This window comes from Acetobacterium sp. KB-1 (genome assembly GCF_003260995.1).
In the GTDB taxonomy this organism is placed as follows: Bacteria; Bacillota; Clostridia; order Eubacteriales; family Eubacteriaceae; genus Acetobacterium; species Acetobacterium carbinolicum.
Window position 1 is genome coordinate 3,348,654 of the sequence record NZ_CP030040.1, and the last position, 21,747, is coordinate 3,370,400.

Below are 21,747 nucleotides of genomic sequence, written 5' to 3' on the forward strand. Positions count from 1 at the left end.
TTTATCAAAGATAAAGAAAGCCTTCCCAGATGATCTGGGAAGGCTTTTAAGATACAAAATAGGCTTGACAAGTTGGAAATTTTATGATAGTATTTAAAATTGCATTGGTATCTTTAAAAACAAGATTATAATGCATCCTTGACGTCAATTTTTGGGCGATCAACGAATCATTTGCGACTCGGTCATGTTAAACTGATCAAAGGGGAAACCGATTAGAGTCGGTAAATATGAAATTGATTACGGTCTAATAATAACACAAGGTGAGATGAAACACAACAGGCAAATTTGGGGTACTCCTAGGCGATACAAGTCGATATGGATAGTCCGTTGCTGAGTATTTTTGCGAGGGGTGATATTGGATGGTAATGTTGCATCCTGAAAAAGATGGTTTAAGAACACGCCAAAGCTTTTCTAAAATCAAAGAAGTTATTGAAATGCCGAACCTGATTGAGGTTCAGAAAGATTCATACAACTGGTTTATTGAAAAAGGACTCCAAGAGGTTTTTGACGATATTGATAAAATCGAAGACTACACTGGAAATCTGGTTTTAGAATTTGTGGATTATTCCATAGAGGGAAAACCGAAGTATTCAGTGGAGGAGTGTAAAGAGAGGGATCAAACCTACTTTATACCGTTAAAAGTAACAGTTCGTTTAATAAATAAGGAAAAAAATGAAGTTAAAGAGCAAAAGGTCTATATGGCCGATTTGCATAAAATGACCGACACCGGAACCTTCATTGTCAATGGAGCGGAACGGGTTATTGTCAGCCAGCTGGTCAGGTCACCAGGGGCATATTTTTCCTTGAGTCGTGATAAACTGGGTAAGAAATTATTTTCAGCCCAGGTTATTCCTAACCGTGGTGCCTGGTTGGAATACGAAACGGATTCCAATGACATCATGTACGTTAAAATTGACCGGACCCGTAAATTACCGATCACAGCGCTGATTCGCGCACTGGGTCTGGGAACCAATCAGGAAATTCTTGATTTTTACGGTGATGATTACCGACTCATCGAAACCATTAAAAAAGATGAAAATAATAATATGAAATCGACCCGGGATGGTCTAATCGAGATTTATAAACGATTGCGTCCGGGCGAACCACCAACTGTGGAAAGTGCTCAATCCCTGCTTAATTCGATGTTTTTTGACGATCGTCGCTATGACCTGGCCAAGGTCGGCCGTCATAAATACAATAAAAAACTATCACTGTCAACCCGGATTGCCGGCCAGCGAGCGGCGAATACTGTGGTAAACCCGGAAACCGGTGAAGTCTATGTTGAAGAAGGCGAAATCATCACAAACGATGTCGCCATTGATATTCAGAACACCGGGATCAACGTCGTTGACGTAAAAGTGGAAGACAAAATTGTCCGTGTCATCGGAAACGGTTTTGTCGACATTAGTGCCCAGGATCTGGCTTTTGACATCAGTGATTTGGATATCACCGAAAATGTCTGCTACGAAGTGCTAAAAGAGATCTTAGAATCGGATGCAACCGACGAGGAAAAGAAAAAATCGATTAAAAAGCGAATGGATGAGCTGGTACCGAAGCATGTACTGATTTCAGATCTTCACGCCTCCATCTCTTATATTATTGGTCTGGACTATGATATCGGCGCCATTGATGATATTGACCATTTAGGCAATCGTCGTCTGCGTTCGGTTGGCGAACTGTTGCAAAATCAGTTCCGCATCGGGTTATCGCGAATGGAACGGGTTGTTCGAGAACGAATGTCGGTTCAGGACGACGAAATATTAACCCCTCAGGGCTTAATTAACACCCGCCCGGTCAATGCTGCCTTAAAAGAATTCTTTGGTAGCTCGCAATTGTCACAATTTATGGATCAGACCAATCCGTTGGCTGAATTAACCCATAAACGACGTTTATCAGCATTGGGACCCGGCGGATTAAGCCGTGAGCGAGCCGGGTTTGAGGTTCGCGATGTTCATCATAGCCATTACGGCCGGATGTGTCCAATTGAGACCCCGGAAGGTCCGAACATCGGACTAATCGGTTCGCTTAGTACCTATGCCCGGGTTAATGAGTATGGCTTTATTGAAGCACCCTACCGGAAAGTACATAATGGCGTTGTTTCGGAAGAAATTCATTATCTGGCGGCGGATGAAGAAGGTCGCTATACCATTGCCCAGGCCAATGAGCCGCTGGATGACAATAATCGTTTTGCTCGTAAACAAGTTACCGGTCGAGCCGGCAGCAAACGTGATTTTGTATTAATTCCACCGGATCGGGTTGACTACATGGATATTTCACCAAAGCAAATCGTTTCGGTGGCGACATCGCTGATTCCCTTCCTTGAAAATGATGATGCTAACCGGGCCCTGATGGGCGCCAACATGCAACGTCAGGCGGTACCACTGCTGATTCCCAAAGCGCCGGTAATCGGTACGGGAATGGAGCATAAGGCGGCCAAGGATTCCGGAGTCTGTGTCATTGCCAGAAATGCTGGAACGGTAGAACGGGTGGAAGCTGCGGCAGTCCATATTCGTACCGATAACGGCGAGTTGGATAAATATACCCTGCTAAAATTCAAACGCTCCAATCAGGGCACCTGTATGAATCATAAACCTTTGGTCAACAAAGGGCAATACGTACAGGCGGGAGAAATCATTGCCGATGGTCCGTCCACTGAAATGGGCGAACTGGCTCTGGGTCGTAACATTCTGATGGGTTTTATGACCTGGGAAGGTTACAACTACGAGGATGCGATCCTGATTAATGAAAAATTACTTAAAGAAGATGTTTTCACATCGATTCATATTGAAGAATTTGAAGCCGAAGCCCGAGAAACCAATCTGGGACCGGAAGAAATCACTCGGGATATTCCCAATGTCAGTGAAGATGCGTTGAAGAACCTGGACGAACGCGGGATTATCTTTGTCGGTGCTGAGGTTAAATCCGATGATATCCTGGTTGGAAAAGTCACACCTAAGGGTGAAACGGATCTATCGGCAGAAGAAAAACTGCTGCGTGCCATTTTTGGTGAAAAAGCCCGGGAAATCCGGGATACATCCCTAAAAGTTCCCCATGGAGAATCCGGAATTGTCCTGGATGTTAAGGTCTTCTCGCGGGAAAATAAAGATGAAGATTTAAAACCGGGGGTTAATACTCTGGTGCGGGTTCTGATTGCAGTTAAACGTAAGATCTCCGTCGGCGATAAAATGGCTGGTCGTCATGGAAATAAAGGGGTAATTTCCCGAATCCTTCCCGAAGAAGATATGCCCTTTATGCCGGATGGAACGGCCCTTCAGATTGTACTTAATCCTTTGGGGGTTCCTTCGCGAATGAACATTGGTCAGGTTTTAGAAGTCCATCTGGGACTGGCGATGCGAACCATTGGCTGGCATATTGCGACCCCGGTTTTTGATCCCGCCAATGAAGATGACATCATGGAATTACTGGGTCAGGCGGGTTTGCCGGAAGATGGTAAGATTCAACTTTATGACGGACGCAGCGGCGAGCCCTTTGATAATAAGGTCACCGTTGGTTATATGTATATTCTTAAACTTCACCATTTGGTTGATGATAAAATGCATGCTCGTTCAACCGGGCCATACTCCTTAGTGACGCAGCAGCCGTTGGGTGGTAAAGCTCAATTTGGTGGCCAGCGTTTCGGAGAAATGGAAGTTTGGGCCTTAGAAGCCTACGGTGCCGCCCATACCCTGCAGGAAATTTTGACGATCAAGTCAGATGACGTGGTCGGCCGGGTTAAAGCCTACGAATCGATTGTTAAAGGCGAGAATATTCCCAAGCCGGGGATACCGGAATCGTTTAAGGTTCTGATGAAAGAATTCCAGAGTTTAGGTCTGGATGTGAACATCTTAAATGATCAGGAAATGATTAAGGTTCTTGATGATGAGATGGATGAGCGGGATCCCCTGGAAGAATTGGCCATTGAAATTGGCAGCACCGAAATTTCCGAAGCTGGAGATGACGTGAAATTGGAAGATAGCTTCCAGATTAAGAGCATTGATGATGACGAAGACGACGACTTATTTCAGTAACAATAAATTTATAAAAGAAGGGAGCGAAGCCATTTGTTAAACGAGGAATTCACCTTCAAATCCTTACAAATCGGATTGGCCTCACCTGAAAAAATCAGAGAGTGGTCACGTGGAGAAGTTAAAAAACCGGAAACGATTAATTATAGAACCCTGAAACCAGAAAAAGAGGGTCTGTTTTGTGAAAAGATTTTCGGACCTCAGAAAGACTGGGAATGTAATTGTGGTAAATACAAGCGTATTCGCCATAAGGGCATTGTCTGTGAAAACTGTGGGGTTGAAGTAACCAAGGCTAAGGTTAGACGTGAGCGGATGGGGCATATTGAATTGGCCTCTCCGGTTTCGCATATCTGGTATTTTAAAGGAATCCCCAGTCGAATGGGGCTGATCCTTGAAATGTCGCCGAGAAATCTGGAAAAAATAATTTACTTTGCCGCTTATGTGGTCACTGATCCGGGCGAGAGCAATTTTGATTTCAAACAAATCCTGACTGAGGCCGAATATAAAGAAGCAAAAGGTCAATTTGGCAATAAATTTACCGCCAGCATTGGTGCTGAAGCGATTCAGGAACTGTTAAAATTGGTTGACCTGGATCAGGAATCAGCAGTGCTCAAAGAAGAACTCAAAGGCAGTTCGGGTCAGAAAAAAATCCGGATAGCCCGACGACTAGAAGCGGTAGAAGCATTCAGAAATTCCACCAATCGTCCAGAATGGATGATTTTAGAAACGATTCCGGTTATTCCGCCAGAATTGCGGCCAATGGTACAGCTCGATGGGGGACGTTTTGCCACCTCAGATTTAAATGATTTATATCGACGGGTGATTAATCGAAATAACCGTTTGCTTAAATTGCTGGAACTGGATGCACCCGATATCATCGTTCAAAATGAAAAACGGATGCTTCAGGAAGCGGTTGATGCCTTGATTGACAATGGTCGACGCGGCCGCGCCGTTACCGGGCCGGGTAACCGCCCCTTTAAATCCCTGAGTGATATGTTAAAAGGTAAACAGGGACGCTTCCGTCAGAACCTTTTAGGAAAACGGGTTGACTACTCTGGCCGTTCGGTTATCGTTGTCGGACCAGAACTGAAAATGTATCAATGTGGACTCCCGAAAGAGATGGCGATTGAACTCTTTAAGCCCTTTGTGATGCGTGAATTGGTGGGACGAAATCTGTCCCAAAATATTAAAAGTGCCAAAAAGATGGTCGAAAAACTGGATCCCATGGTTTGGGATGTGCTGGAAGATGTTATTCAGGAACATCCGGTGCTGTTAAACCGTGCTCCGACCCTTCATCGACTGGGTATTCAGGCTTTTGAGCCGATTCTGGTTGAAGGTAAGGCGATTAAGCTCCATCCTCTGGTTTGTACGGCTTACAATGCCGACTTTGATGGCGATCAGATGGCTGTCCATGTGCCTTTGTCGGTTGAAGCTCAGGCGGAAGCGCGTTTCCTGATGCTGGCTTCCAATAATATCCTTAAACCACAGGATGGTACAGCGGTTGTTGCGCCCACCCAGGATATGATTTTAGGGACCTACTATATGACCATTTATAAAACAGATGGTAAAGGAACGGGTAGTGTCTTTAGAGATCTGGATGAAATGGAAATGGCTTACTTTAACAAGGATGTTGATCTTCATTCCCTGGTTAAGGTTCGGATAGTTAAAGAAATTGACGGTGAAATGATGACCCGTCTGGTTGATGGCACCGTTGGACGATTTATTTTCAATACCATTATTCCCCAAAATTTAGGTTTTGTTAAACGGGAAACCATTGAAGAAAAATTTGCCTTAGAAGTTGACCGGCAGGTTAATAAGAAAGTGTTATCGGAAATTGTTGAACGCTGCTATAAAACCTATGGGCCCACTAAAACATCTGAAGTACTCGACGAAATCAAGCGCTTAGGTTTTAAATTTTCGACCAGAGGCGCCATTACCGTTGGAGTCAGCGATATGGAAGTTCCAAAGAACAAAGAGGAAATCCTATCCCGGGCCGACGACAAGATTACCGAAAACATGACGCTTTATCGGCAAGGTTTTATCAGTGATGAAGAACGTTACAATAACGTTGTTGAGATCTGGAACAAAGCGACTGACGAGGTTACCGATGCTCTGCTTAATCACCTTGAAGCGCTCAATCCGATTAACATGATGGCGGATTCCGGGGCCCGAGGTAGTAAGAACCAGATTCGGCAGTTAGCTGGGATGCGTGGTCTGATGGCCAACCCAAGTGGTCGCATCATCGAATTGCCGATCCGATCAAACTTCCGTGAAGGACTAAATGTACTGGAGTTCTTCTCCTCCACTCATGGGGCCCGAAAAGGGTTGGCGGATACCGCTCTGCGTACCGCCGACTCGGGTTACTTGACACGGCGTCTGGTTGATGTCAGCCAGGATGTGATTGTCCGAGAAGATGATTGCGGCACCACGCGGGGTTATGAAGTATCTACCATAAATGATCACGGCGAAATTATTGAGACCCTGCAGGAACGACTGGTTGGTCGCTATGCCTTTGAAGATGTGATCGATCCGAAGACTGGTGAAGTATTAGCTCCCGGTGGTGAGATCATTTCAACGGAAATGGCTCAGGCGATTGATAAAGCCGGAATTGAAAAAGTACTCATTCGGGCGGCCTTTAATTGTCAATCAAAATATGGTGTCTGTAAGACCTGTTATGGAGTGGATTTAACCACCTGGCGACCGGTTGAAATCGGTGAAGCGGTTGGTATTATTGCGGCCCAGTCCATCGGTGAACCGGGTACCCAGCTGACCATGCGTACCTTCCATACTGGTGGGGTGGCCTCGGCTGACGATATCACTCAGGGTCTTCCCCGTATTGAAGAGCTTTTTGAAGCCCGAAAACCAAAAGGCCAGGCGATTATTTCAGAAATCGACGGTCGTGTGGAAATACAGGATACCCAGAAAAAAACTGAAGCAGTAGTTACCGGCGCTGATGGTGATATGAAGGTCTATCTCATTCCTTATGGCTCACGACTTCGGGTTCATACCGGCGATCAGGTTATTGCCGGGGATGAAATAACCGAAGGTTCCATTAACCCCAGTGATATTTTAAGGATTCAGGGCATTGACCATGTTCAACAATACTTGCTTCAGGAAGTACAGAAAGTTTACCGAATGCAAGGGGTGCACATTGGCGATAAGCATTTGGAGGTCATTATCCGTCAAATGCTTAGAAAAGTTAAAATCGAAAACCCTGGTGATACGGCATTATTGGCCGGCAGCCTGGTTGATATTTTTAATTTTGAAGATGAAAACACGGCTGCCCGGGAAGCTGGAGCAGAAGAAGCTACCGCCAGTCGGGAACTGCTGGGAATCACCAAAGCTTCTTTGGCGACTGACTCGTTCTTATCCGCAGCATCCTTCCAGGAAACCACCCGCGTTCTTACCGACGCCGCCATTAAAGGCAAGGTTGATCCACTGATTGGACTCAAAGAAAATGTTATTATCGGACAATTGGTGCCTGCTGGTACCGGCGTGAAGATGTATGGTGACATTGATTTGGTCTATGAACGGGAAGAAGAAGATGTATATGAAGATATGATCGAAGAAGAGACCGTCACTGAATCACTGGATATTGTCTTTGATGATGATATTTTAAACGCCTATGTTGAAGAAGAACAGGAAGAAACAGAAGATGCGATCATTACTGATTTGGACATCTTTGACCTGGATTTCTTAACGAAAGAATAATTCTTGACATTTAAGACACAAACATGTATAGTTATTAGGTGTGTTTAGAGAAAAACCACAAACAGCAAGAAGGAGGATCCGATGAATCAATTTGTTGATGTTTCAAAAGTGATTGGAATGAAGCAAACTCTTAAGGCTGTGAAAGAAGGCAACGCAATCAAAGTTATTTTGGCAGAAGATACCGATGAAAAGATCAAAAAAAGCATTGTAGAATGCTGTGATCAGTATCAGATCGCACTCGAACGGGTTGAAACCAAGGTTGGACTCGGAAAAGCCGGTGGGATTGATCGGGCAGCAGCCGTGATTGCCATTATCAAATAAAACGAATCGGGGTTGCCTTTAACGCAGCCCTGGTTCCATCAAAAGTCATTAATAGTCGTTTCGATTATTGATATATTTTTATTAAAAGGAGGTGCAGGACTAAATGCCTACAATTAATCAGCTTGTAAAAAATGGAAGAAAACGCATGGAAGAAAAAACAAAAACCCCAGCGTTGAAAGCAAACCCTCAAAAAAGAGGCGTATGTACAGCAGTTAGAACATCCACACCAAAGAAACCAAACTCAGCGCTTAGAAAAATCGCCAGAGTTCGTCTCGTTAACGGAATGGAAGTAACAGCCTATATTCCCGGTGTTGGCCACAACTTACAAGAACATAGTATTGTTCTTATTAAGGGTGGACGTGTCAAGGATTTACCAGGGGTACGTTATAAAATTATCCGTGGTGCGCTTGATACCGCTGGTGTTGATGCTCGTAGACAAGCTCGATCCAAATATGGGGCCAAAAAGCCTAAAAAGTAGTAGTGCATAGTGCTGCATATTCAAGCGCTCGTATAAATCGATCGAGACCAAATATATGTTAGAGACGCTATACGCACAACAACGAAATGTTGGATGTCGAGTACCGATGAACATAAAAAAATGTTAAGGAGGGAAGTAAAGTGCCTAGAAAAGGACCTGTTCCAAAAAGAGAAGTTTTACCTGATCCTATTTACGGAGATATTGTTGTAACGAAGTTAGTCAACAATATCATGTTAGATGGGAAAAAAGGTGTTGCCCAAAAAATCGTTTACGATGCATTTGAAAAAGTTAATGAAAAAACTGGCAAAGATGCCCTGGAAGCATTCCAGGAAGCTTTAGCTAATATCACACCTGTACTGGAAGTTAAAGCACGCCGAGTTGGTGGTGCAACCTACCAGGTACCAATGGAAATCAGAACTGAACGTAAACAAGCTTTAGGGCTTCGTTGGTTAGTTACTTATTCCAGAAAAAGATCTGAAAAAACCATGAAAGATCGTTTAGCTGGAGAAATTATGGATGCACTCAATAACAGTGGTGCCGCCGTTAAGAAAAAAGATGATACCCACGCTATGGCTGAAGCCAATAAAGCTTTTGCACATTATCGTTGGTAATCCATGTATAGAAATAAGAGAGGAAAGCATCTGTGTCAAGAGAATATAGTTTAGATAAAACAAGAAATATAGGTATTATGGCACATATTGATGCAGGAAAAACGACTACCACCGAAAGAATTCTGTTCTATTCCGGGAAAATCCATAAAATTGGAGAAACCCATGATGGGGTTTCCCAAATGGACTGGATGGAACAAGAACAAGAAAGAGGTATTACCATTACCTCGGCAGCAACCACGTGTTTTTGGAATAACAACCGTATCAATATCATTGATACACCAGGCCACGTTGATTTTACCGTAGAAGTTGAGCGATCTTTGAGAGTTCTTGATGGAGCGGTTGCTGTATTTTGTGCAAAAGGTGGCGTTGAGCCTCAATCAGAAACAGTTTGGCGACAAGCCGATAAATATCATGTTCCCAGAATGGCTTATATCAATAAAATGGACATTACCGGAGCGGACTTTTATAATGTACTGAAGATGATGGAGGATCGTTTAAGCACGAATCCTGTTCCAATTCAATTACCTATTGGCAAAGAAAGTGACTTTGTGGGGATCATCGATCTCCTGATTATGAAAGCCATAATTTATAAAGATGATTTGGGCGAAGAAATTGAAATCATCGATATTCCTGAAGACATGCGTGAGCTGGCTGACGAGTATCGTGAAAAAATAATTGAGTCGATCTCTGATTATGACGAAAGCATCATGGAAAAATTCCTTGAAGGCGAAGAAGTTGGTCTTGATGAATTAAAAGCAGCGATTCGACTGGCGACTTTGAATGTTGATATTATTCCCGTTGTTTGTGGTTCATCTTATAAAAACAAAGGTGTTCAATTAGTGTTGGATGCAATTGTTGACTACATGCCTTGCCCATTGGATGTTCCGGCGATCACTGGGATCAATCCAGATACCGAAGAAGAAGACAGCCGAAAAGCAAGCGATGATGAACCATTTTCAGCACTCGCTTTTAAAATCATGACCGATCCATTTGTTGGAAAGCTGGCATTCTTCCGTGTATATTCCGGAAGTATCGAATCTGGTTCTTATGTTTTCAACTCCTCTAAGGGAAAAAGAGAACGTCTTGGCCGAATTCTGCAAATGCATGCTAACCACCGTGAAGAGATTACCACTGTTTATACCGGTGATATCGCTGCCGCGGTTGGTTTAAAAGATACTTCAACAGGGGATACCTTGTGTTCAGACAAGGCGCCCATTATTCTTGAGTCGATGGAATTCCCGGAACCGGTAATCCATGTCGCCATAGAACCAAAAACAAAGGCCGGCCAGGAAAAAATGAGTACCGCTTTAGCAAAACTGGCTGAAGAAGATCCTACGTTCAGAACGCGTACCGATGAAGAAACGGGTCAAACCATTATCTCAGGAATGGGTGAGCTTCACCTTGACATTATCGTTGACCGAATGCTTCGTGAATTTAAAGTGGAAGCCAATGTTGGGGCACCTCAGGTGGCCTACAAAGAATCCATTACCAAAGCAGTTGATGCTGAGGGTAAATTTGCCCGTCAATCGGGTGGTCGTGGTCAATATGGTCACTGTCTTATCCGGATGGAACCAGTTGAACCGGGAACCGGATATATCTTCGAAAACAAGACCGTTGGAGGATCGATTCCAAAAGAATTCATCAACCCAATTAATCAGGGGATTGAAGAAGCCATGCGTAATGGTGTTTTAGCTGGATATCCTGTACTCGATCTTAAGGTTATCGTATATGATGGTTCTTACCATGATGTGGATTCATCAGAAATGGCCTTTAAGGTTGCCGGGTCGATGGCGTTTAAAAACGGTATGAGAAAAGCCGATCCGGTTATCTTAGAACCAGTATTTAAACTTGAAGTCGTCATTCCAGAAGAATACATGGGCGATGTCATGGGCGATATCAGCTCGCGACGTGGTCGTGTTGAGGGTATGGAAATGCGTGGTGGTGCACAGATCATTAAAGGGATGGTGCCACTGTCAGAAATGTTTGGATATGCAACAACACTAAGAAGTAAAACTCAGGGCCGTGGTGTTTACACCATGCAGTTCTCACACTATGAAGCAGTTCCTAAATTTATTTCAGAAGAAATAATTGAAGGACGTAAATAATAGCAAAGCTATAAAATAAATTTTAAGGAGAAGAACAAATGGCAAAGTCAAAATTTGAAAGAAATAAGCCCCATGTAAATGTTGGAACAATTGGTCACGTCGATCATGGTAAAACAACATTAACAGCGGCAATCACATCTGTACTTAATAAGCGATTTGGAACAGGGGAAGCCGTTGCATTTGAAAACATCGATAAAGCCCCAGAAGAAAGAGAACGTGGGATCACGATTTCAACCGCTCACGTAGAATATGAAACAGCAGTACGTCACTATGCTCACGTTGACTGCCCGGGCCATGCCGATTATGTTAAGAACATGATTACCGGTGCTGCTCAAATGGACGGCGCGATCCTGGTTGTTAGCGCTGCCGATGGTCCAATGCCACAGACCCGTGAACATATCCTGTTAAGCCGTCAGGTAGGCGTACCATACATCGTTGTTTTCTTAAACAAAGTCGATATGGTCGATGACGAAGAATTACTGGAATTAGTTGAAATGGAAGTGCGTGAACTKCTTGACGAATATGAATTCCCAGGCGACGATACACCAATCATTGCCGGATCKGCYTTAAAAGGTCTGGAAGATCCCGATGGCCCATGGGGWGACAAGATTGTTGAACTGATGACTGCTGTTGACGAATGGATTCCTGATCCTGTTCGTGATACTGAAAAACCATTCCTGATGCCAGTCGAAGATGTTTTCTCAATCACCGGCCGTGGTACCGTCGCAACTGGACGGATCGAACGTGGGATTGTTAAAGTYGGYGAAGAAGTTGAAATTGTCGGTATTCACGATGTTCGCAAAACAGTCGTAACCGGAATCGAAATGTTCCGTAAATTACTGGACGAAGGACGATCAGGGGATAACGTTGGGGCATTACTGCGTGGTGTTGACCGAACTCAAATCGAACGTGGACAGGTACTGGCTAAGCCCGGTTCCATCAAACCACATACCCACTATATGTCAGAAGTGTATGTCTTAACCAAAGAAGAAGGCGGACGTCATACCCCATTCTTTGATGGCTATCGACCACAGTTCTACTTTAGAACAACGGATGTAACGGGTGTTATCAAATTACCAGAAGGCGTTGAAATGGTTATGCCAGGGGATAACGTGCAAATGGAAATCACCCTGATTACCCCAATCGCCATCGAAGAAGGTTTACGTTTTGCGATTCGTGAAGGCGGCCGTACCGTTGGTTCTGGTGTTGTAGCTAAAATGCTGGCTGATTAATCTCGCCGCGTAAGATACATTATAAAGTATGAAAAAAACAATATTTGAGCGATGCTGTTTGATCAGTTCGACAGCGTAAGGTAAATACAAATAGTCGTTATTTTTCCCCGCCTCTCCAGTAGAGGCGGTTTTTTTATGGGCATAAGAAAACTCTGTTCGAAGTTGTTTTGTAATTATGATACAATAGAAGAATAAATTTAGTTGGGGGAAAAAAGTAAATGAAGAAGTACATCAGTGTAGCCATTCGTGATAAGGTGGAATCAACCGGAAATGACTATAATAAAGGTTTTCGGAAATGTAGAGCAGAAGAATTGGCCCAGGAAATTGATGTCGTCTGTAACGACTATGATGAAAAAGGCTATGATCTTTTCTCAATTGTGCCCATTGTTCAAGGGCAGCATATCGTTTTTTCCAGTGATGGTAGTTGGGCAAACAGTGTTACAGAAGGTGTGATTATCACGTTTAGAGCAAAGTAATCATTAGAAAAGGTCTATTCAGAGTATTTCTGAATAGACCTTTTTTAGATCAGCAATTTGATTTCTGAAAAATCGTGTTCGCGAAAGAACAGTAATGCTTCATAGCTGACACGATAGATTGACTTCTGTGGAACACCCAAACAGCGGGCAGTATTGGTGATAATAAGAATCGAAAAATCTTCCACCGGCATTTTTATCCGGGCTTCACAAAAAGCTCGTGTGAGTTCGCGACGAGCGCCAAAATCTGCAATTAGCAGGGCATCAAATTCAATGGGACGAATACGTAAATTATAATCGTTAACAAAGTCATGATAGATTTCACCCATTTTTCCATGAAGAAAAGGATAAAGTGAGTCGTTTTTAGAAATCTCATAATAAAAATTATTGACGTGTGGATCACTGAGTAGATGATGATACCAGACCATGGTTAAATAGAAATGCTTTTCAAAGGCATTAATGGGCTTATATCCGATCAATTTTTCTTTTAGTGCCTCGTGGATGGAAATGAGATAATCATCAAATATTTTTGCAATAAAGGTGTCCTTTGTTGCAAAATGATAGGTCATGGAACCTAAAGTTGTATCAGAACGATCAGCAATTTGTTGAATCGTAGTGGCATTGTAACCCTGAGAGTAAAAAAGTTCTTTGGCGCTCTGATAGATACGTTCCTTGGTCATCTCACCCTTAGTCATTTTTCGCATAAGTAATCTCCTTAAAAGCATATGTAGCATAGCAATTTTAGCATTAAGTGAGAAAATAAACAAGGAAAAATCCAAAAGATTTAAATAGAAAAAAAAAATAAAGCAATATTACTACAAAAACAGTAAAACAAACTTTGTTTAATAAAAAATGCTTGACAAAATCGTTGTAAAGGGTTACTATTTTAGTAAGTCTTCGTAATATTACTGAATGAACGATACAATTAAGGTAAAAGTCCGGAAATTTTACTTTAGTTAAAATTTAAAATTTTGAGGAGGCTCTTATTATGGAAAAAAAACCCTTAAGTTCAGGGCTTAAGAAATTATTTGGTATTGGGGATCTTGGTTTTACACTGATGTCGAATGTTGAAGTATTTTATTTTGCATATTTTTTAACAAACATTGCAAAATTTGATTTGGGAACTACTGCAATAATTATGACCTTAACAAGTACAGTAGATATGGTATTGTCACCTTTTTATGGTGGATTTATTGATGCTCTTAAACCAATGAAATGGGGAAAATACAGATCGTGGTTGTTGGTAATACCACCAATTGTTGTCGTTCTCTATACAATGATGTTTACGGTTATTGGCACTGGAATCGTACCAATGGTTATCATTTGTGTCGCTTTCATTACTTCACATGTGGCTTGGAACTTCTCGTACGTTGCTAATATAGCACTAATTCCAACAATATCAACAACACCAGAAGATCGAACACAATTATCTGCAACACGAGGTGCTTATGCAAATGTTGGGAAAATTATTTTCTCAGCAATGGGCTTAGCCACTATTTTATGGGTTGGTGAATTAGTCAAAAACCCAATACTTGGGTTCACTATTTCGGCATTCGCAATGGCATGTGTTTACTGGTTAGGCTATTTCATTCACTTCAAACTGACTAGTGGATATGAAGTAACATATGAAAATGCTGCTGCAAATGCGAATACTCCAAAAAAAGAAAAAATATCCATGGGCGATATGGCTAGATCATTGGTTCAGAATCCACATTTGTTAGTGTTACTTTTAGCAGATGTCGCACGTTGGACAGTTAACTTTGTCTGTGCCGGCTCGGCAGTATACTTCTTTACCTATGTCGCAAACGATGCTGCAATGTTTAGTATATATTTGTTGGTTGCAAATATTATGGCGGTAATTGGCTCATATTTAAGTAAATATGTTGCCGCAAAACTGTCAACACGAACTGCGGCACTGATTGGTTGCTACGGTCTAGGGGTATTCTTGATCGGCTGTCAATTCGTAGTTGGTAATATCATGCTCGTTCTAATCATCCTTTCATGTGCTCAGTTCTTCTTAGGATTCCTTTACGCATTGATGGTTGCTTTATACGGCGATGCATCGATATACAGTGAATGGAAAACAGGAAAAGCAGCATCAAGCTGGGTTATGGGATTATCGAATTTACCATTGAAACTCGCTATCTTCATCAAAGGTTTAATCATACCGGCAATGCTGGCTGCCGCAGGATTCGTTGCACAAATGGATCCGGCTACTGCTACACCGGAATTAAAAGCTGGTATTACGACTTTATTCTGTACAATCCCAGGTTGTACGGTCCTTGCTGGTGCGGTTCTGTTAACCTTTGGATACCGCTTAACGACAGAAAAAGTGTTACAATATCAGAATGAAATAGACGCAAGGAAAAAAATAACAGAATAGTAGACGTAAAGAAGATGACATTAAAATAATTACATAACAAATAAGAAGCCATATTCAAATCAATTGATAGGCTTCTTATTTATTTCATGAGATGAATAGCGATACTGTTGGCTAAAAAAAACTATTATCTTTAAACTATGATTGAGGTGGATTATGAATAAAAAACAGATCATCGGATTGATTATTAGCATTGCTGTGCTGATGGCCGCTTTTTTTCTACCCATACCAATGGGTCTGACCGATAAGGGACTGATAACCATTGGCCTGCTGCTGTTCTTTTTAATCATGTTGATTACTGAGGCGCTGCCAGTTGGAGTTATTTGTTTCCTATGTCTGGCGCTATTACCAATGCTGGGGGTCACAAAAAATCTGACCGCCGGACTAAGTGGATTTACCAACACGATCTTATTTTTTGTCCTGGCTTCATTTGGACTCGCGGAGGCGGTGGCCTCAACGCCGATTGTCCAACGGATCTTGCATGCTCTGCTTAAAAAATTTGGTAAGGATGTTAAAACCTGTGTCCTGGCGATCATGGTTGCTGGAGCTATCGTATCTTCGATTGTCACGGATGTACCATCAGTAGTCGTTTTTATGGGTATCGGAGCCAGTTTTCTCAAGCTTTTCGTCAATAAAGCAGATCGTCAGCAAACAGCAAAATCATTAATGATAGGAATTCCGATAGCGGTGATGCTGGGGGGACTGATGACGCCAGCTGGCAGCGGCATTAACATATTAACCATTGGACTACTGCAAAATCTGGCGGGAATCCAGATTACCTTTATCCAGTGGATGGTTTGCAGCATTCCCATTGTGATGGTAATGGTACTGCTGGCCTGGTTTGTTCTGACAAAAATATTTCCGCCAGCAGAAATTGAACAGACTGAGATTCAAGCATACATGACGACAATTGAAGTGAAGGAGAAAGTCAGCAGCAGAGAGCTTAAAGTTATTTTTATCGGATTAGGCATGATTACGTTCTGGCTGCTCAGCTCATTCTTTCCGGCTATTGAAGTGACTGTAGTAGCCTTATTTGGTTGTGTCTGCTTCTTTTTACCGGGCATAAAGATTCTCACCTGGGAGCGATACATGAAAGCAGTGAGCTGGACTTCCTTTATCTTGATTGGGACGGTTTTATGTATTGCCAACACAATTGTTGCAAACGGTGTCAGCGATTGGTTTGTAACCTATATCCTGCCATCATCGTTATCATTTTCAATTATAGAAGGGGTATTTTTTGTAGCAGTACTGAGTTTTGTTATTATGCTGATTGTTCCTGTGGCACCCGCCTTGATCGGCGTTTTGACGCCGGTCATTATCAGCCTGGCAGCAACCACCGGTATCAATCCGGCGCTGCTGATCATTACCTTGGGACTATGTGCCGGTAACTGTTATTTATTCCCGATTGACACGATTCCTTTGATTACCTATACAGCTGGCCATTATAAGATGACCGATATGCCAAAGGCTACTGTCTGGCTCCAATTGGCTTTTATCGGATTAGCCACACTCTGGCTGCCGATTGTCGGAAATCTGATTGGACTGGTATAAAAATAATCTGTATCATGGCTGGTCAGATTTCTGTCTGTTTTTTAATTGTTAAGACCATTATAATGAACCGGATGAATGGTCAAAGGTTAGATTAAAGTAATTGTAAGACAAGGTTCCAATGCATTGTGTTAAAATAAAATTAATGTTCAGTTAATGTAGTAACAGGGGCGATTATATATCGATCGGGGAATAAGCAGGTATATAAAGCTTTTGTAATTGAAGTTCGGCGAGCTGCAGTGACAGGAAAAATCGTGGAATAATATGAGCGATAAAAAAAGAAAACGCTAGTCTAGCGTTTTCTTTTTTTTAACATCATTTTAATATCAAGGAAAGGCATTTGTAATAAGTGTTAGGCAACCATTTCTTTGGCTTTAACAGCCGCGCTACCAGCATCAGGAGCAAATCCGTCAGCGCCGATTTCAGCTGCATATTCTGGGGTTACAGGTGCGCCACCAACAATAACTTTTACATCCAGACCGCTGGCTTTGATCGTTTCGACCGCTTCTTTAAGTGCCGGCATGGTTGTCGTTAACAAACCGGAACAAGCAACCAGGGTGACGTTTTCGTTCTCTTTGATGGCTTCTACAAAGCGTTCTGCGGGTACATCAACACCCAGGTCAACCATGGTGAATCCGGCGCTTTCGATCATCATCGAAACCAGGTTTTTGCCAATATCATGTAAATCGCCGGCAACGGTTCCAATGATACAGGTGCCCAGGGAGGCGGAAGTGTCTCCGGCTAACAGTGGACGCAACACATCAACGCCTTTAGCCATCGCTTTAGCAGCGATTAACATTTCAGGAACGAAGATTTCTCCGGAAGAGAACTTTTCGCCAACAACGCTCATGGAATCAACCATTGCTTGCAGGATTTCGCTTGCTGGACTGCCTTCGTCTAAGGCTTCCTGAACTAATCCGGGAATCAGTTTTGTTTTACCAATTTCTACTTTTGCTTTTACTTCTTCAATTTTTGACATCTTTTTTCTCCTGTTCAGTCATTTATTTTTAAATGGTATATATAACCGGGCAACCGATTGTGTGATCAGATGACCGGATTTGTAGCAGAATTATTAAATTAGTGTGTCATTATATTAAGACCAACTATTTCTTCTGACCGAAGATCCCTTCGCGATAAGCACCAATGTATTCCATGCAGTAGTCATCTTCGCCGAGTAAAGCTTCGGTGGCAAAGATAATGCCCATTAAGTCACCATTCGTTGGGTCAAGAATGGCACTGTCCAGACCGGCGTTCATAGCCAGGACGGTAAAGCCCATGTTGACCATTTTTCGGGCGGGCAGGTTGAAGGAAATATTACTGACGGCGCCAGTGACATGAATGGTCGGGTATTGTTCTTTAATACTGCGAATCACTTCGACGACCATGGCAATCCCGTCTTCTGAGGTACACAGCATTTCAACTAATGGATCAATGTGCATCCGGGAAGGATCAATGCCATATTCTTTAACTTTAACCATTAAATCGGCAAATACATCCAGACGGTCTTTGGCTGTTTTAGGAATCCCTTTGTCACTGTTAAGCAGTGCCACACAGTCCCATTTAGTATCAGCGATCGCTTTAAAAGCAGCGTCAATTTTGTCGCCTTCTAATGAAACGGAATTAAATAAACCGGGTTTGTTACAGTATTTCATGGACTCAATACAGGTATACACATTGGGGCTGTCCACCGCAATGGGGGTATCTGTGACTTCCTGAACCAGATCAATTAACCATTTCATGGTTTCCAGTTCGATATCATCATCAACTGATGCGCAAACATCAATGTAATCCACACCGGCTTCGGTTTGAATCTTGGCCAGATTCTTGATGAATTCTCCATCTTTTGCGGCAATGGCTTTTGCGGTAGACGGAATGGCACCGTTAATTTTTTCTCCGATAATAATCATTTTACTCTTACCTCCTGGTAATATTAGTTTTATAAAAATTTAATTCCTTGGGGAAGGATGTATTTAGAACATTTCCTTGCTCATTTTATCGATGGCGACATCACTTGCTTCATATACGCCGGGGAAAGAGCTGACGCCCATACCCTGGCAGGCACCAGGAATGAAATAAAGCTTTCCGCATTCGTGGCATGCGCGAGTAAATTCTTCTTCAACTTGCTCTTTAGTCCATGCCGGATGATCGATTACACCACTGTGAACCCCACCCATAAAGGTGATTTTTCCGCCGTACTCTTTGATCATTTTAGGCATATCGTTGGTTGTCATAACACCCTGCCAGATATCAATACCCATTTCGATCATATAAGGGACTAAGGTTGCTGCGTAGCTGTCGCTATGGTGAACAATCAGTTCCACGCCGTTTTCTTTATAGAATCCGTAAATTTTCTTATAGGCTGGTAAGAAAAACTCTTCAAACATGGCTGGAGATAAGAATGTGGAAATTTGACTGCCCCAATCGTCATGGTGGAAAATGACTTCTGGTTTAAGGTGAGTCACTAATTCTTTAGCATAGGCCAATTCAAACTCAGTAATATAGTCAATTAGTTCGACCATAGCTTCAGGCTCTTCATAAAAACTCATTAAAGCATTTTCCATACCCATTAGGTAGTGAGTCAGTTCAAAAACTCCGGGAGCAATAAATGCGGTAACGTACTTATTGTCATGATCAACAGCTTTGGCGTCGGCAATGGCTTTTTCCCAGGCTTCAGCAGGGAAAACAACATTTGGCGCTTTGACATAATCTCGCCATTCCGTTACATCTTTTAATAGAATGTGATCGGCATCGTGGACAGGAAAAGAACCAAGTTGACCTTCAGGCCAGCGAATGGTGACACCCCATTCATTGACAACTTCTTCGCCCATTGCTGGTTTGATTCGGCAAGATGGCACGCTCATGATCATTTGCATAAATTCAAATTGTTTAACAAAACGATCCGGATTCCCCCCTGTGAGGACTTCTTTCAAATTTTCTTTTACAGTTAACATCGTGTGTAGCCTCCTTAAAATTTACATAGAATGAGTAATTGATCAGTTCCTGGCAAAGTTGCGGATAATCAGTGCAATAGTGACGGGGTAATAATAAAAAGCCTGATTGGTCGCGAACAAATTAAAAACTAATATTAGTATTAAGTATTTTATTTACTGTTATTTTAGTAAATGCACTTATCTTTACTGCAATTATAAACGGTTGCAGCATTTTTGTCAATGACTATTTTAGTAAATGTGTAGGATTTATGTTTTTTTCTTAAAGAAAACAAGTAAAACATCAGAATTATAAATTTGAGTCCGAGCCGTTTTTCTGAGGCAATAAAAAGACAGTGGCTCACAGTTATTTTAATTTGAGCCACTGTTGATAGTGAGAAGCGTTTATTTGGCGAGACTAATTTTTTGAGGAGAACGAAAGACTAGTCGGTATGCTTTGAAATATAATCGACGATTTCGTTTTTTCCCACCCGGTTAACACCGCTGTGTTCGACATCAAAACCGGAATCAATTTCATGGCCGAGGACGCGTTCCATCACTTCAGCAACCCTGGGACGGCAGAAGGTTCCCTGGCACCAACCGAATCCAGCGCGGGTGCGCCTTTTTATCCCATCGACGGTAGTCACGGTAATACCCCGATTCATAGCATCAATAATGGTGGCTTCACTCACCTGTTCACAGCGACAAATTATTTTCTCGGGGCTAGAATCAATATCCACGAAAGGCGTTATTTCTTTAAGTGGTTTTAATTCTGACCGGGTAATAATCGGTGCCCGATAAGGATTGAAGCTGGGGTCTTCTTCAAAGGGACAGTTTTGATTCTTTAAAAAGTCCAGAACCATCTCGGTAATTGCCGGAGAAGAAGTAAGTCCCGGTGATTGGATCCCGGCACAATTAATAAAGCCGGTAACGGGAGTGGCTTCAATGATAAAGTCATCGGTGGAGCTAACCGCCCGGACACCAGTGAAGCTGCGGACAAACTGTTTAATATTTAATTTATCAGTGGTATGTTTGGCCTCGTTGAAAATTTTAAGCAACCGTTCGGAATGGGTGGATTTATCAACCGTGTCTTCATTGACCGCGTCTGGCCCAATGATCAGGTTTCCGAAATAGGTGGGCGCCACCAGAATGCCCTTGCCCATTTTTGTGGGCATCTGGAACAGGACGGTATTAATAATGCTCGAAGAACCGCGAACCATAAGAAGATATTCTCCGGTGCGGGGGGTAATGGAGAAATAATCAAGGCCAACCATTTGTGAAATCGTGTCAGAGGAAACTCCGCCAGCATTGATCACGAACCGGGACTGATAATTTTTGCCGCTGTGATCCGTTAGATTAAAGCCATCAGCAGTTTTTTCAATCGCTGTAATTTCAGTATTTAATAATAGCTCAACGCCATTGGCAACTGCGTTTTCGGCCATTGCGATGGCCATTTCGTAGGGCGAACAAATGCCCGCGCCTTTACAATACAAGGCATATTTGACATCTGGATTGACGTTCGGTTCCATTGCCATGATCTGATCGTGGTCAAGGATTTCTAAATCATCCAGACCATTGGCCAGACCGTTTTCGTATAAGGATTTAAGTTTTTCCAGCTGATCTTCTTCAAAGGCCAGTACCAGCGAACCGACTTTTTCAAAACCAAAGTTTAATTCCTTGTCCAATTGGTCAAATTGTTTTCGGCCTTTGTAGCATAAGCCCCCTTTTACTTTGGTGTGGGATTCGGCAAAGCCCCCATGGACAATGGCCGAATTGGCTTTTGTTGCTCCCATGGACACATCATTTTCTTTATCAAAAATGACAACAGATAGTTTGTAACGACCAAGAGCCCGGGCGATCGATGTTCCGATTATGCCGGCTCCGATAATAGCCACATCATGCATAGTAGTCTCCTTTGTTAATGCTAAATTTTAAG

General features: G+C 42.6%; 15 protein-coding genes. 10 read left to right on the forward strand and 5 right to left on the reverse strand.

All coding sequences use genetic code 11. The annotated features are described in order from the left end of the window. Positions 1 to 365 precede the first annotated feature (365 nt). The 8 genes from DOZ58_RS15425 (at position 366) to DOZ58_RS15460 (ending at position 12,959) form a co-directional block, all read left to right on the forward strand. A complete protein-coding gene (locus DOZ58_RS15425; RefSeq protein ID WP_111889797.1) occupies positions 366 to 4,028 on the forward strand; it encodes a DNA-directed RNA polymerase subunit beta in 3,663 nt (1,220 codons plus the stop codon). A gap of 33 nt (positions 4,029 to 4,061) precedes the next feature. After that, positions 4,062 to 7,736, forward strand: a complete 3,675-nt coding sequence (rpoC, locus tag DOZ58_RS15430; RefSeq protein ID WP_111889115.1) for a DNA-directed RNA polymerase subunit beta' — start codon at positions 4,062 to 4,064, stop codon at positions 7,734 to 7,736. An 81-nt stretch (positions 7,737 to 7,817) separates the two neighbouring features. Next, positions 7,818 to 8,057, forward strand: a complete 240-nt coding sequence (locus DOZ58_RS15435; protein ID WP_111889116.1) for a ribosomal L7Ae/L30e/S12e/Gadd45 family protein — start codon at positions 7,818 to 7,820, stop codon at positions 8,055 to 8,057. Between the two features lie 103 nt (positions 8,058 to 8,160). Then, positions 8,161 to 8,535, forward strand: coding sequence for a 30S ribosomal protein S12 (rpsL, locus tag DOZ58_RS15440; RefSeq protein ID WP_111889117.1), 375 nt, complete (start codon positions 8,161 to 8,163; stop codon positions 8,533 to 8,535). Positions 8,536 to 8,675: 140 nt separating this feature from the next. Next, on the forward strand, positions 8,676 to 9,146 hold the full coding sequence (gene rpsG / locus DOZ58_RS15445) for a 30S ribosomal protein S7 (protein ID WP_111889118.1): 471 nt from the start codon (positions 8,676 to 8,678) through the stop codon (positions 9,144 to 9,146). Positions 9,147 to 9,178: 32 nt separating this feature from the next. Further along, entirely contained in the window at positions 9,179 to 11,251 is a 2,073-nt protein-coding gene (gene fusA / locus DOZ58_RS15450; protein WP_111889119.1) for an elongation factor G, read from the forward strand. Between the two features lie 38 nt (positions 11,252 to 11,289). After that, on the forward strand, positions 11,290 to 12,483 hold the full coding sequence (tuf, locus tag DOZ58_RS15455; RefSeq protein WP_111889120.1) for an elongation factor Tu: 1,194 nt from the start codon (positions 11,290 to 11,292) through the stop codon (positions 12,481 to 12,483). Between the two features lie 218 nt (positions 12,484 to 12,701). Beyond that, the gene (locus DOZ58_RS15460) at positions 12,702 to 12,959 is read left to right on the forward strand and encodes a hypothetical protein (protein WP_111889121.1); all 258 of its coding nucleotides are present in this window, start codon (positions 12,702 to 12,704) and stop codon (positions 12,957 to 12,959) included. Positions 12,960 to 13,003: 44 nt separating this feature from the next. Here DOZ58_RS15460 and DOZ58_RS15465 read toward each other — a convergent pair whose 3' ends face one another. Then, positions 13,004 to 13,660, reverse strand: a complete 657-nt coding sequence (locus DOZ58_RS15465) for a TetR/AcrR family transcriptional regulator (RefSeq protein WP_111889122.1) — start codon at positions 13,658 to 13,660, stop codon at positions 13,004 to 13,006. 284 nt (positions 13,661 to 13,944) lie between these two features. On the opposite strand from DOZ58_RS15465, the gene DOZ58_RS15470 reads away from it, so the two are divergent. Both DOZ58_RS15470 and DOZ58_RS15475 read left to right on the forward strand, forming a co-directional pair. Next, positions 13,945 to 15,339, forward strand: a complete 1,395-nt coding sequence (locus DOZ58_RS15470; RefSeq protein WP_111889123.1) for an MFS transporter — start codon at positions 13,945 to 13,947, stop codon at positions 15,337 to 15,339. 153 nt (positions 15,340 to 15,492) lie between these two features. Further along, a complete protein-coding gene (locus tag DOZ58_RS15475) occupies positions 15,493 to 16,887 on the forward strand; it encodes an SLC13 family permease (protein WP_111889124.1) in 1,395 nt (464 codons plus the stop codon). 349 nt (positions 16,888 to 17,236) lie between these two features. Here the strand turns inward: DOZ58_RS15475 and DOZ58_RS15480 are convergent, their stop codons facing one another. The 4 genes from DOZ58_RS15480 to DOZ58_RS15495 form a co-directional block, all read right to left on the reverse strand. Next, entirely contained in the window at positions 17,237 to 17,863 is a 627-nt protein-coding gene (locus DOZ58_RS15480) for a corrinoid protein (RefSeq protein ID WP_111887482.1), read from the reverse strand. A gap of 124 nt (positions 17,864 to 17,987) precedes the next feature. After that, positions 17,988 to 18,791, reverse strand: a complete 804-nt coding sequence (locus DOZ58_RS15485; protein WP_111887483.1) for a methyltetrahydrofolate cobalamin methyltransferase — start codon at positions 18,789 to 18,791, stop codon at positions 17,988 to 17,990. Between the two features lie 63 nt (positions 18,792 to 18,854). Continuing rightward, complete coding sequence (locus tag DOZ58_RS15490) at positions 18,855 to 19,835, reverse strand: uroporphyrinogen decarboxylase family protein (protein ID WP_111889125.1); 981 nt, start codon at positions 19,833 to 19,835, stop codon at positions 18,855 to 18,857. A gap of 419 nt (positions 19,836 to 20,254) precedes the next feature. After that, the gene (locus tag DOZ58_RS15495; RefSeq protein WP_111889126.1) at positions 20,255 to 21,715 is read right to left on the reverse strand and encodes an NAD(P)/FAD-dependent oxidoreductase; all 1,461 of its coding nucleotides are present in this window, start codon (positions 21,713 to 21,715) and stop codon (positions 20,255 to 20,257) included. Between the last annotated feature and the right edge of the window lie 32 nt (positions 21,716 to 21,747).